This is a genomic window from Desulfosporosinus shakirovi, from assembly GCF_020595055.1.
GTDB classification, from domain to species: Bacteria; Bacillota; Desulfitobacteriia; order Desulfitobacteriales; family Desulfitobacteriaceae; genus Desulfosporosinus; species Desulfosporosinus shakirovi.
Window position 1 is genome coordinate 176,977 of sequence record NZ_JAJDOO010000002.1, and the last position, 12,597, is coordinate 189,573.

10 protein-coding genes and 3 pseudogenes are annotated in these 12,597 nt (G+C 40.0%); 9 read left to right on the forward strand and 4 right to left on the reverse strand.

Translation table 11 applies throughout. From position 1 onward, the window contains the following. Positions 1-689: 689 nt before the first annotated feature. Positions 690-2,927, forward strand: coding sequence for a HelD family protein (locus LJE72_RS02915; protein ID WP_229246134.1), 2,238 nt, complete (start codon positions 690-692; stop codon positions 2,925-2,927). A 142-nt stretch (positions 2,928-3,069) separates the two neighbouring features. Here the strand turns inward: LJE72_RS02915 and LJE72_RS02920 are convergent. Further along, a pseudogene (locus tag LJE72_RS02920) lies at positions 3,070-3,252 on the reverse strand (Uma2 family endonuclease); the annotation flags it as partial. 130 nt (positions 3,253-3,382) lie between these two features. On the opposite strand from LJE72_RS02920, the gene LJE72_RS02925 reads away from it, so the two are divergent. Next, the gene (locus LJE72_RS02925) at positions 3,383-5,218 is read left to right on the forward strand and encodes a UbiD family decarboxylase (RefSeq protein WP_229246135.1); all 1,836 of its coding nucleotides are present in this window, start codon (positions 3,383-3,385) and stop codon (positions 5,216-5,218) included. A gap of 170 nt (positions 5,219-5,388) precedes the next feature. Here LJE72_RS02925 and LJE72_RS02930 read toward each other — a convergent pair whose 3' ends face one another. From LJE72_RS02930 to LJE72_RS02940, 3 genes are read right to left on the reverse strand one after another with little or no spacing between them, the layout of a single operon-like run. Continuing rightward, positions 5,389-6,135 carry a hypothetical protein gene (locus LJE72_RS02930; protein ID WP_229246136.1) on the reverse strand — a complete coding sequence of 249 codons (747 nt, stop codon included), beginning with the start codon at positions 6,133-6,135 and terminating at the stop codon, positions 5,389-5,391. Next, on the reverse strand, positions 6,132-6,827 hold the full coding sequence (locus tag LJE72_RS02935; RefSeq protein WP_229246137.1) for an ABC transporter ATP-binding protein: 696 nt from the start codon (positions 6,825-6,827) through the stop codon (positions 6,132-6,134). The genes LJE72_RS02930 and LJE72_RS02935 overlap by 4 nt, the downstream gene beginning before the upstream one ends. Further along, a complete protein-coding gene (locus tag LJE72_RS02940; protein ID WP_229246138.1) occupies positions 6,820-7,209 on the reverse strand; it encodes a GntR family transcriptional regulator in 390 nt (129 codons plus the stop codon). The genes LJE72_RS02935 and LJE72_RS02940 overlap by 8 nt, the downstream gene beginning before the upstream one ends. A gap of 167 nt (positions 7,210-7,376) precedes the next feature. Here LJE72_RS02940 and LJE72_RS02945 point away from each other — a divergent pair, with 167 nt between their 5' ends. The 7 genes and pseudogenes from LJE72_RS02945 to LJE72_RS02970 all read left to right on the forward strand — a co-directional run bounded on the left by LJE72_RS02945 (position 7,377) and on the right by LJE72_RS02970 (position 12,540). Continuing rightward, positions 7,377-7,790: a lipoprotein gene (locus tag LJE72_RS02945; RefSeq protein WP_229246139.1), complete on the forward strand. Its 414-nt coding sequence runs from the start codon at positions 7,377-7,379 to the stop codon at positions 7,788-7,790. A gap of 12 nt (positions 7,791-7,802) precedes the next feature. Further along, entirely contained in the window at positions 7,803-8,600 is a 798-nt protein-coding gene (locus LJE72_RS02950; protein ID WP_229246140.1) for an amidase domain-containing protein, read from the forward strand. Between the two features lie 4 nt (positions 8,601-8,604). Then, positions 8,605-8,808, forward strand: a complete 204-nt coding sequence (locus tag LJE72_RS26655; RefSeq protein ID WP_396390243.1) for a hypothetical protein — start codon at positions 8,605-8,607, stop codon at positions 8,806-8,808. 82 nt (positions 8,809-8,890) lie between these two features. Continuing rightward, positions 8,891-9,372: pseudogene (locus tag LJE72_RS02955) on the forward strand (biotin synthase BioB); the annotation flags it as partial. An 88-nt stretch (positions 9,373-9,460) separates the two neighbouring features. Further along, positions 9,461-10,619: pseudogene (gene bioA, locus LJE72_RS02960) on the forward strand (adenosylmethionine--8-amino-7-oxononanoate transaminase); the annotation flags it as partial. Between the two features lie 21 nt (positions 10,620-10,640). Then, positions 10,641-10,811: a hypothetical protein gene (locus LJE72_RS02965; RefSeq protein ID WP_229246141.1), complete on the forward strand. Its 171-nt coding sequence runs from the start codon at positions 10,641-10,643 to the stop codon at positions 10,809-10,811. A gap of 253 nt (positions 10,812-11,064) precedes the next feature. After that, on the forward strand, positions 11,065-12,540 hold the full coding sequence (locus LJE72_RS02970; RefSeq protein ID WP_229246142.1) for a protein adenylyltransferase SelO: 1,476 nt from the start codon (positions 11,065-11,067) through the stop codon (positions 12,538-12,540). Positions 12,541-12,597: the final 57 nt, after the last annotated feature.

The following is a 12,597-nucleotide window of genomic DNA, read 5'->3' on the forward strand; positions in this document are numbered from 1 at the left end:
CTAGTAATGAGCAGGATCCGATCGCAATCATTAACGTCTCATATGTTTTCATGATCCAACTTCCTCCCTTCAGAGAGAAATTGGTTGCATGCCCGCAAATATGATAATTATGTCTATTACAAATATATATGCAGTAATGATGCCTTTAATCACGTTTCACAAAAAATAAAGTTGTCCGTAAAGGGACTTTATTTTTTGTTTGATTATTCTAAAAAAAGTTTCAACGACACTCATTTGAAAGGTGTTCCCAGATCCCTTTTTTAAAAGGAAAGTTTCAAGGAAATTTGCTTACGATAATGGAAAAAAATATTCCCTCATCACCTAGAAGTGTTGAGGGAAGGCCGTCTATTAGCGGGTAAAGTCATACATGATCTTAAGTAGAAAAGGTTGTTAGAAGCCACAAACAATCAATGTTATGGCGATTCAATAATTCAACATATAGCTTACTAAAAAAAGCCAGCTTCAAAGCAGGCTTTTTGGCGGTGTATTCCTTAACATCTTACAAAGAGAAGGCGAGAATAGAAACAGACAGATATTCTCACTTTGACTATACTTAAAGACCTTATTGTTGTATAATGAAAAATAGACACAAAAACTCATAATACTATTTTATCTTACTAAAATTATATCACGAATTCTAAATGGTGTCAAATGGGTTTTCAAGATTCTGAGTTTAGGAGTGTGATTCAATGGACAGTTATCAAGAAAATCATCAAGAGGAAATTAAGTATCTTAGTGACACAATAGCCTTTATTAACGAAGAAATGGAAAAGGAAGAGATTGATTTATTAGAGGAAAAGAGTGATTTAATTGCCGCTCGAAAGGATAGGTATGAAAACACTGTTCATATTTCGAGTGACTTTGAGAGCCTTGTTGATATGAACCTATATCATTCGCAGATTAATAATCAAATCTCAAATTACAATACAAATTCACAGCGTATTAAGAAACTCAAGAAAATGATAAGCTCTCCTTACTTTGGACGGTTTGACTTTATAGAAAAGGGTTTTAGTGAAAAAGAAAAAATTTACGTCGGACTTTACAATTTAATGGATAGGAACACAGGTCAAGTATACGTTTATGATTGGCGTGCGCCTATTTCAAGCATATTTTACAGGTATGAACTGGGCGAAGCAATGTGTGACACTCCGCTGGGGATTAGTCGGGGAGATGTTTTGTTGAAAAGGCAGTATCAAATTCGAAATTCTAAGCTAAAATATTTTTTTGATTGTAGTGTCAGGATTACCGATGAAATACTGCAGGAAGTACTAAGTCATAATACTTCCGCCAAAATGAAAAATATTATAGAAACTATTCAGAAGGAACAAGATGTAATTATTAGGGATAGGGAGCATGAGCTTTTAATCGTACAAGGTGTAGCTGGGAGTGGCAAAACATCGATTGCCCTGCATAGGATTGCTTTCCTCCTTTATGAAGGTCTTAATTCCAGTCTGCAATCTAATAATGTCATCATAATTTCCCCTAACGCCGTTTTCAGTCACTATATTTCTAGTGTCCTCCCCGAGCTTGGAGAGGAAAACGTGAGACAAAGCATTTTTGATGATCTAGTACTAGATGCTTTTAAAGGCAGGTTTGGCGTAGAAACTAGGGATATGCAGCTTGAAACATTGATACATTCCCGAACGAACACCGTAGGAGGAGACCAAAGGCGGCAAAGCATCGATTTTAAAGGTTCGAGGATCTTTAAACAAATTCTGGATAGACTATTATGGCATTATGGGCATCAGCTCATTGTTTTTGAAGATGTATATTATAACGGAACGATTATTGCGACAAGGCAACAGCTAAAGAACCGTTTTTTACACAATGAAATCGGTATTCCGATGGCAAAACAGCTCAAAATAATCGAAAAGACACTCTTGGAAAAGGTCCACCCCTTACAGAGAAATAGGCTTAAACGCTTGGAAAAGATTGTTGAAAAAAGTGAAGGGCATGAATTTGAGATAAAGTCATTCAGCCGATTATTAGCTATTAAACAAGCTAAGGCATTTAGGAAACGAATTCAAAGATTTACGAACGTTGATTATAGTCAGTTATATGAGCTGCTTTTCAATAACCGTGGGCTTTTGGTTAAGTTATCGAAAAGTCTAGAACTCCCAGATAATATCGAAGAAATAGTTACAACAACCCAAGAAAATCTTCGAAAAGGACAAGTGCACTATGAGGATTATACACCACTTCTTTATCTTAAGTTAAAAATCGAAGGAAATGATTTGTTTTCAGAGATCAAACATGTGGTCATTGATGAAGCTCAGGACTATTCACCCCTGCAATATGAGTTTTTTAAGCTTTTGTACAAAAACGCAACTTATACGGTCCTGGGGGACATCCAGCAGACAATTGAAAAGATGATAGACCATTCGCTATATGATGATATTTCTGAAATACTCAATAAACGTAAGACGGTTAAGTTGTCATTAGATAAAGGGTATAGATCGACTCGTGAAATCAACACCTTCACACAGAATCTGCTGGATGAAGGCGGCAAACAAAATTATTGTTCTATTGAACGGCATGGTGAAGAACCTTTAGTTCTCCATCATGAAACATCTGAGTCCATGTATGAGGCGATTATCGGGGATATTGCTATGTATACCGAGCAAGGGTATGAATCCATAGCCGTAATATGTAAAACTCAAGATCAAGCAGAAAAGGTGTATTGTCGGCTGAAAGAGTCAGTGCAAATTACCCTCATTAAACCACGGGGCAGAGAAGTAACAAAAGGTGCATTGGTCATTCCATCTTATATGGCGAAGGGATTAGAATTTGATGTTGTGATTGTTTACGATGCTAATAAGGAGAACTATTCGAGTGATTTTGATAGAAAATTACTGTACATTGCCTGTACGCGAGCGCTCCATCGACTCGTTATTTATTATAAAGGAGATAAAAGTTCTTGGCTTTAATTATGAAACCTTTAAAATATTATCATTCTTTGCTGAAAAATTGTTGAATCCGACCAAATATAGAGGAGGTTAATCAAAATTAGGTGACTAGAAGCTTATCTAGTCACCTAATTTTGAGAATTTCACTTAATTATTGGATTGATCAAGACGTGGAAGGAAAATTGAAAACTGTACTTAATTCTATGACAAGATCGGGGAAAATAGATACTACGACATTATCAGCATCAGTATACAACTCTGGTCTGCCATATCGGTTGTTATCCTGTAAAATGAATAGGGTTACAATCTTTGTGTCTGGCGACACTATCCAATATTCTTTCACGCCAGCCTTTTCATATTACCAATAGGCGATATAACGAGCTATATAGTACAATAGAGGGGAAACAATAACTGAGAGCACACTAGACGGGGTATAATTAAGCTTAATGATTGATTAGAAATGGGAGTAGTGAAGAATGTATCATAATTTAGATGAATGTATTCTTGATTTAGAAAAGGCTGGTCAATTGGTTCGGATTCGTGAAGAAGTCGACCCTTATCTTGAAATGGCAGCTATACACATGAAAGTCAATGCTGCTGGTGGCCCTGCACTGTTATTTGAAAATGTAAAAGGCTCGAATTTCCGAGCAGTATCAAATTTATTCGGTAACTTAGAGAGAAGTAAGTTTATTTTTCGGAATACGCTAGGGACGACACAAGACGTGATTGCGTTGCGCAATGATCCAATGAAGGCGTTGAAAAATCCCTTTAAGCATTTCAGCTCAGGATTGGCGGCTTCCAAGGCACTGCCTTTGAAAAAAGCAAATAACACTTTGACTGGGTTCAATGAAATACAAGTTTCTGATCTGCCGCTTATTCACCATTGGCCAGATGACGGCGGTGCGTTTATAACTCTGCCTCAAGTTTATACAGAAGATCCTGAAAAACCAGGGATTATGAACAGCAATTTAGGTATGTACCGTGTTCAGCTTAGCGGTAACGAGTATGAAATGAATAAGGAAGTTGGTTTACACTATCAAATCCACCGCGGAATCGGCATTCATCAAGAAAAGGCAAAAAAGCTTGGTGTTCCGTTAAAAGTCAGTATATTTATCGGGGGTCCTCCTGCTCATACCCTGGCAGCAGTCATGCCATTACCAGAGGGTCTAAGTGAGATGACGTTTGCCGGTTTGATTGCCGGACGTCGTTTTCGTTACAGCTATGTTGATGGTTATTGCGTTAGTCTTGATGCTGATTTTGTAATTACCGGCGAAGTTCATCCGGGTGAAACAAAGCCAGAAGGGCCTTTTGGTGATCACCTAGGCTATTACAGTCTTATTCATCATTTTCCGTTCTTGAGGGTACATAAAGTATTTGCCAAGTCCAACGCGATTTGGCCGTTTACGGTTGTTGGTCGTCCACCTCAAGAAGATACTGCTTTCGGCGATCTCATTCATGGGTTAACGGGCCATGCAATTAAACAAGAAATTCCTGGCCTGAAAGAAGTTCATGCTGTAGATGCTGCAGGAGTTCATCCTTTACTATTTGCCATCGGAAGCGAACGCTATACGCCGTATCAAATCGTCAAACAACCGACTGAACTTCTCACTATCGCTAACCGCATTTTAGGAACAGGGCATGTAAGTCTAGCTAAATATTTATTTATTACGGCCGAAGAGAATCAACCTTTAGATACCCATCGAGAAGAAGAATTCTTAACATATATACTCGAACGAATTGATCTGCATCGTGACATTCATTTTCAAACTAATACAACAATCGATACCCTTGATTATTCGGGAACAGGTTTAAACTCAGGCAGCAAGGTGGTTATCGCCGCCTATGGTGATCAAAAAAGAGATGTGTGCAGAGCAGTCCCAGAACAGTTGAAGGATTTACAAGCTTTTAAAAATCCATGTTTAGTAATACCAGGGATTGTTGCGATCGAAGGACCTGAGTTTATAAACTATCCGCAAGCACAAAAGGAATTAGACGAGTTAAGCTCGGCTATACAGACAAGAGGCGAGATGCCGATTTGTCCAATGATTATCCTTTGTGATGACAGTTCTTTTATCAGTGGCTCTCTGAATAACTTTTTATGGGCGACATTTACGCGAAGTAATCCTTCACATGATATCTATGGGGTTAATAGTTACTATGAAAACAAGCACTGGGCCTGTGACAATATGATCATTGATGCCCGCAAAAAGCCGCACCATGCACCGCCCTTAATTCCTGATCCGGCAGTAGAAAAGAACATCAAACGTTTATTTCTAAAGGGAGCGAGTCTGAGCGAAGTAAAAGCTGACTGATTCAAGCCTTTATTATAAAGACTGCTGTGACAGCTGAAGTTTCTATGCAGAGTTCAAATGGTTATGTTGATGTTTAATAACTTTAGTAAATGATCATATTCCGAAGATAAAGATAAAGAGAAAGCGACGTGAGTAGGTAATCCTCTCTTCACGTCGCTTTCTGCTCGGTACTATACTTCCACATGCCTCTTAAGAAGGTACACGGAAAAAACGAATAATAGTGATGAGACTATGAGAGAGATAAGAAAGGTTGTGAAGAAATCACTCCCATTTATGATTAAGCAAAAGCCTTGACCGGAGTGTGAGACAAAGGAACCCTTCTGTGGAGAAAGACCAAGGGCTTCAGCCACATAAAGATTGGCCATTAGGCCAAAGATAACCCAGAATATGAGAGAGACAGGTATCCAATGGGACCTTGCAATAATAACTATCAAGGCACCTAAAATAATCGAGAAGGGACTTATAATGATTAACCAACTTAGATCTCTAGCACAAGCCTGAAGCAAGTCTAGAAGTTGCATTTTAGGTAAAAAGACAGGCAACGTTAAATTATAGATTGACGCCAATATCAATATTGAAGCAAAGAAGATACCATACATTTTTAAAACGCGCCAGAAACTGGCAACCCATTTGGCACTAAGAAGCAAACTTCTTGAATAAGGAAGCGCCAGCCACCACCCTGTGGTTCCCTCTTGCCATTCTTTATTGACAACTAAGATGGCGCTCCCAAATGGAATTAGAATTAACAAACCCCAAATAATCAAATGAATGTCGATGTATCCCTTGGAAAAGGTTAAGGCAGCATTAACTAAGACTACTGCAAAAACTGCATAAATTTTACCTAAAAGAGATCGATGACGACGATCTTCTTTTCCGAGTTTAGAATCATTTCTAACCAAAGCCAAAAATGCTTTCATCGAAATAGCCCCCTGTAAATGGATTCGATAGATCCCTTTTCTTGACGCAGGGCTTCCGCATTTCCTTCTAAAACAAGTTGTCCCTTGTTCAGAAATACAACATGTTCAAACAAGCTTTCTGCTTCGTGGATTTCATGGGAGCTGATCAATATAGTCTGTGGTTGATCCAGCATAGAATTAATAAGCAGTTGAATAATGGTTTCACGGGACAATAGATCAATCCCGGAAAAAGGTTCATCAAGGAGCACAAGTTTAACCCTCCGTGCCAAGCAGAGAATGATATGTAAGCGAGCCTCCTGACCTTCTGATAAGGTGGATACCAATACGTCCAAATCGAGACACATGAGGTTGGCCATTTCAAGAGCGCGTGGCAGGTCAAAGCCTGGTAAAATATTGAGAGCATAGGTTAAGGCTTGTTTAATCGTATGGGATTTGTACCATTTTGCACGATCAGGGAGGTAGGCGATCTCTGAGTTTGACTTCCAGTGAGCTCGTTGACCGAAAATCCCGATACTTCCCTGTTGCGGTTTGACAAGCCCAACGATGGCCTTTAAAAGCGTCGACTTTCCCGCGCCGTTAGGACCAATAAGTCCTGTTATTTGACCTGCTGGAAAAGATACGGTTAAGTCGTTGAGGGCGATCTTCGAACCATAGGATTTGCTTAGGTGTTTAAATTCAAGAGCACTACTCATGCCAAGTAACCTCCTTTAGTAAGGACTCCGTTGTAGATCGGTTGATCCCCAGATTTTTCATTGACGAGACGAAGGCAATCACTGCCTCACGTGCCAGTGCTTTTTTTACTTGTTCGACTGTTTCAGAATCAGAGGTGATAAAGGTTCCCTGACCCCGGCGAGTTTCAGTTAAGTGATCACGATCGAGTTCTTGATAGGCTCGCATTACGGTGTTGGGGTTAAGTTTTAATTGTTGTGCAAGATCGCGCACGGAAGGCAACTTTGTTCCCAATAGAACGTCTCCTCTAGCTATAGCCTGGCGTATATGCTGCAGGACTTGTTCATACAAAGGTTTTGACAAATCCAATTGAAACTTAAAATTACCAACTTGTATGCTGTCCACTAACGGTCCCCCTCTAGATAGATCTTTTTGTATTAAGTGTATTATATCAAATAAAACACTTAAGTTGAAGATAAAACACAGTATAATTATCCTGAATTGCTACCCAGGTGGTATACTACATATGTTTAAAATAATGATGACTGGTAAATATGAAGGGAAAGTTACTATTGAAAAAAATTATTCTATTATTTTTCATATTGCTCTTTTTATCGGCCTGCTCACCAGGTAACACAGATAGTTCTCCTTCGGCTGAGCCTCTGGAATCGTACTCGGAAAAAAGCCAAGCAGTAATGAAAACTAACAATGTATACATTCCTGCCTATCCATTAACAATGGAGGAGACTATTCAGCAGTTTTTTGAACAGCAATACAATGCCTATACAGGCCTGCAATACATTAATATCAACTATCTATTAGATATGGACCAAAGTCGTAACCATAATCCCCTTATATGGTTGGAAAACCTTATTCAGCGCAGAAGACTGATATCACACTACCAGTTTTGCTATGTTGAGACAATCAAGTATCCGTACACTATCACCTATGAGGAGAATGCTAAGGATGGGCGAATGGAGTTCTAGAGCGGTAGGAGAATGAACAATGAAGAAGTATTTGTTCATTTTACCATAACAGGGGATCGGGATCGGGAACGGGCATATCCACCTTTTCTGGCCGTTAACGGGCAACATACCATGTGTCTAAAACAGATAGACGGTGTTTGGAAAATCACCTTTCACTATTACCCAGGTTCTAGTAGATATAGAACTAAGACTCCTCTAGTTTTGCTGTCTGAGGAGGAGATGCTTGCGGACTTAAGGCAAGAATTCAAGGCATTATCTCCGGATACATCGTCCGGTGAAACGAAATTCCCTGCCGTTTCTTCTCCATATAATGGTGTCCGATCAGTTGAATATGCCAAGACCTATATTGCGTCACCCAATCCTGCCATCTATGATATTGGAGACTGGATAGGAAACTGTGCCAACTTCACCTCACAATGCCTATGGTACGGGTTTGGAGATGATAACCAGGCTAATGTTTCAGGACGAGAGAACATGACCTCCCAATGGTATGCGGGGCCAGGAGGCGGTTCTCCTGAGTGGGAAAATGTCGAAGCATTTTGGGATTATGCTACAAAACCTAGAGATCCTCAACAATCAGGGGTACATGGTGAGATTGTAGAAACAATTTTCAGGCTGGAAATTGGTGGGGTTGTTCAAACCCGTCCAGGACGCCTCCATAACACTGATGAGAAGTATAGTCATAACCTGTTGCTGGTTGAAAAATCCACACTGCTTTTGGCCCAGAATACACCCGATTGCTTTGTTTATTATTCTGATCTGGCTGATGTAGATAACCGCTTTTTCAATCCTCGGTATTTAATTGAATAGAGTATTGCATCATTCAAAAGGTCATGCAAATCACATCAATATTAAAATTGAGAATGTAGACAAGGATGATGTTTTATACTTGGACGCATCGCCTGTTAGCACAACAGACCCCAGTGAGAAAATCACAAAAACTAATACGAATGTTAAATGGAATTTCCAGGAGAATGCCTTAGAAAATTTAATGGAAAAGGCACAGAGGCCGCTCTAGTTTACAATACTGGATATATGGAAAATGTTGGAATTATCTCGACCCTTTGTTCAAAAGATGCCAGTATTATTGATGGGTGCCGATTGAAACATCCAGAAGAAACTTTCCAAATGTTTGTACTACCCACTCATTTGATGAGAAGATCGAGACTATAAAGGCTGCTCAAAGGGCAGGACTTAATGTCTGCAGTGGAGGTATTATGGGACTTGGGGAGACCATGGAAGACAGAATTGACATGGTTCTTACCATTAGGGAATTAGGTATCCGTTCGATCCTGTGAATATGCTGAATCCTATTCCAGGAACGGCTTATGAAAATAATAAGAAACTTACGAATGAGGATATGTGTAGAATTGTAGCGGTATTCCGCTTCTTGGTACCGAGTGGATTCATTCGTCTTGCCGGCGGCAGAGGATTATTACCGGATAAGGGAGTAAAATGCTTCCAGTCAGGAGTAAATGCAGCTATTTCAGGAGACATGCTTACCACATCCGGAATTTCTATTGAAAAAGATATGGGACTATTAGAACAATTAGGATATAAGGTTGTGTTGTGGAATGAGTAAGGGGATTTTTATTACAACAACAAGAACGAATGTTGGGAAACGTTTGTTACTGGATTAATGGTGAAAAAGTTACGTGAAGCAGGATACTATAAAGTCGCAATTGGATAAGTTAGAGCACGTTATCTTTGCAAACTTTTCTCATTAGCCAGCAATCACTCTTTGCCAACAGTTAATTGAGATTATTCTCTGAAGGACTTAGTAAATTTAACTTTTCGGATAATGGTTCAGCAACTTTAGAATGCGCATTAAAGATGAGTTTTCAATATCAGTATCAGACAGGACATGAAAAGAAAACTAAATTCACGTGTCTGACAGAAGGCTATCATGGAGAAACTATAGGAGTGTTATCGGTAGGAAGCGTAGATTTATATGCGAAAATCTATAAGCCTATGTTAATGGACACTATTCATATGCAAGCTCCCGACTGTTACAGATGTCCTTGTGAAAAATGCAGAGACAGTTGTAATGTTGAATGTTTTGAACATGCTGAAAAGGCCTTCGCAGAGTATGCAGATGAAATCCGTGTAATCATAGTAGAGCCTTTGTTGCAAGGAAGCGCAGGTATGAGAATCTACCCTGCAATCTATCTAAAGAAACTTTGTTTATTATGTGATATGTATAACGCAATTTTAATTGCGGATGAAATCGCAACAGGGTTTGGTAGAACAGGAAAAATGTTTGCCTTTGATCATGCCGGGGTAAGCCCTGACATAATGTGTATTTCAAAAAGGATGACAGGCGGATATATTCCAATGGCTATTACTATCACGACAGATAAGATTTATGAGGCATTTTACGCAGATTATTAAATGAAGGAAAAGCATTCATGCACAGCCATACTTATAGCGGAAATCCTCTTGGATGTTCGGCAGCATTAGCTGTTCAGAAAATATTTAGAAAAGACCAAATAATGGTAAAATATGCAATAAGAGCTGAATATATTCACAATGCGTTAAATGAAGCATTATTAGATCATCCGCATATAGGAGAAATTTAGACATATCGGCTTAGTGAATGCTATGGAATTGGTAATCGATAAGAAGACAAAGGAAGCCTATGATTCTAACGTTAGAATAAGTTATCAGATTTACAAGAAAGCTTTAGGGAAAGGTCTCATCTTAAGACCACTCGGAAATGTGTTATATTTTAATCCGCCATTGATTATCAATGAAGAGGAACTAGATAAAGCAGTAGTTATTTGTGCTGAGTCAATTAAAGAAGTTATAGATTCCCTTAGAAGTCGATGAAAGTCTTGAGGGTGCATATCAATGTACGATCTCAAGGCTTTATTACATTTTGAAAAGAAATTTCCATACAGATCTTTAGACAATATCCGTTACGTTGTTTCTGAAAAAATAATTACCTTGGTGTTGTCTCAAAAATCGGATAACCTTAGGGTGGTGGAAGAAAAGCTAACAACTATGTTCTGGAAATTTTAACTTAATAATTGATACAATTTAAGTCCAGTAATAACAGTGGGCTTTTTGCTTACAATGATCTTATTAGTGATTACGCAACGGATAAAAGCCCGTTTGTTGGAAGGGTATAATATATTAGCATAAGCAGACACTAAAAAAGGTTGCCTTGTGTTGGAATCGAATGTTGAACAAAAGTATCATAGAATCCCTAGGGCATTTTTACTATGTAAAAGAAACAACTAGGATACAATAAGAAAAAAGAGAAGGAGATGCGATGACAAGGGAAAAAGCGATAATAGAAACAGGATGGAACTTAGACAACAGTTATGCACGTCTGCCAAAGTCATTTTTCACCAGCCTCAACCCAATTCCCGTTCGCTCTCCCAAGTTGATTATTCTCAATTATCCGTTGGCAACAGCCCTAGGGTTGGACTTCCAAGCGTTGAAAAGCATTGATGGCGTTGCAGTGTTTGCGGGCAACCGAATTCCTGAAGGCGCTTACCCTCTTGCTCAAGCATACGGTGGACATCAATTCGGGCATTTTGCTTTGTTAGGGGACGGCCGTGCACTGTTGCTTGGCGAACAGATCACTCCCAAAGGGGAGCGGGTTGATATTCAGCTTAAGGGCTCAGGTCCAACCCCATATTCCCGTCGGGGAGATGGCAGAGCAGCGCTTGGACCGATGCTGCGCGAATATATCATCAGCGAAGCAATGCATGCTCTTGGTATTCCTACCACCCGCAGTCTTGCGGTGGTGACAACCGGAGAGTCAGTAATCCGCAAAACCAAGCTTCCGGGTGCAATTCTAACCCGCGTGGCTGCCAGTCATCTGCGGGTCGGCACCTTTCAATACGTCTCAGAATGGGGCGCGGTCGAGGAGCTCAGGGTTTTAGCTGATTACACATTGCAACGACATTATCCAGACGTTGCTGATGCCCCGAACCGCTATCTTTTGTTGCTTCAGGAAGTGATCAAGCGTCAGGCCGAATTGATTGCCAAATGGCAACTCGTTGGCTTCATTCACGGGGTGATGAATACCGACAACATGACCCTTAGTGGAGAAACCATTGATTATGGTCCTTGCGCCTTCATGGATACCTATGACCCTGCAACAGTATTCAGTTCAATTGACGTTCAAGGTCGCTATGCCTATGGCAATCAACCGAATATTGCCGCATGGAATCTCGCCAGATTTGCTGAAACCCTATTGCCGCTGGTGCATGACGATCAAGAAGAAGCTATTAAACTGGCCCAGGATGCGATTTCGGACTTTACTGACTTGTATCACCGTAATTGGCTCGCAGGAATGAGAGCCAAACTGGGTATAGTTAACGAAGAGATCGAGGATGAATCCCTTATTGAAGGTCTGCTCAAGATGATGCAGAAGTATCGTGCGGACTATACTAATATTTTCCGCGCGTTAACTTTTGACAGACTGGAGGATTCGGTTCTGTCTGGCACCCAAGAATTTGGTCAGTGGCATGAGCGGTGGCAGGCCAGACTTGGCAGGCAACAGGAATCGAAAACCTCTTCCCATCAATTGATGCGGAACGCCAATCCTGCACTAATCCCTCGCAACCACCAAGTAGAAGCTGCACTGGAAGCCGCGGCTAAACAAGAAGACTACAGCGTAATGGAACAACTTCTTGATGTTCTTTCAAACCCCTACGCACACTCCCCCGAACAGGCTGATTATTGTACATTGCCAGAGCTATCAAGCCAACCTTACCGAACTTTTTGCGGTACCTGATATAGAAGTATTAAGGACGATTCTTTCTTAAGTCATTCAAAGTTAATCACTAAGCAT

Excerpts from the sequence above, each read along its gene's own strand:
- LJE72_RS02915 (WP_229246134.1), top strand. The coding sequence starts at position 690 with ATGGACAGTTATCAAGAAAATCATCAAGAGGAAATTAAGTATCTTAGT.
- LJE72_RS02925 (WP_229246135.1), top strand. The coding sequence starts at position 3,383 with ATGTATCATAATTTAGATGAATGTATTCTTGATTTAGAAAAGGCTGGT.
- LJE72_RS02930 (WP_229246136.1), bottom strand. The coding sequence starts at position 6,135 with ATGAAAGCATTTTTGGCTTTGGTTAGAAATGATTCTAAACTCGGAAAA.
- LJE72_RS02935 (WP_229246137.1), bottom strand. The coding sequence starts at position 6,827 with ATGAGTAGTGCTCTTGAATTTAAACACCTAAGCAAATCCTATGGTTCG.
- LJE72_RS02950 (WP_229246140.1), top strand. The coding sequence starts at position 7,803 with ATGAACAATGAAGAAGTATTTGTTCATTTTACCATAACAGGGGATCGG.
- LJE72_RS02965 (WP_229246141.1), top strand. The coding sequence starts at position 10,641 with ATGTACGATCTCAAGGCTTTATTACATTTTGAAAAGAAATTTCCATAC.
- LJE72_RS02970 (WP_229246142.1), top strand. The coding sequence starts at position 11,065 with ATGACAAGGGAAAAAGCGATAATAGAAACAGGATGGAACTTAGACAAC.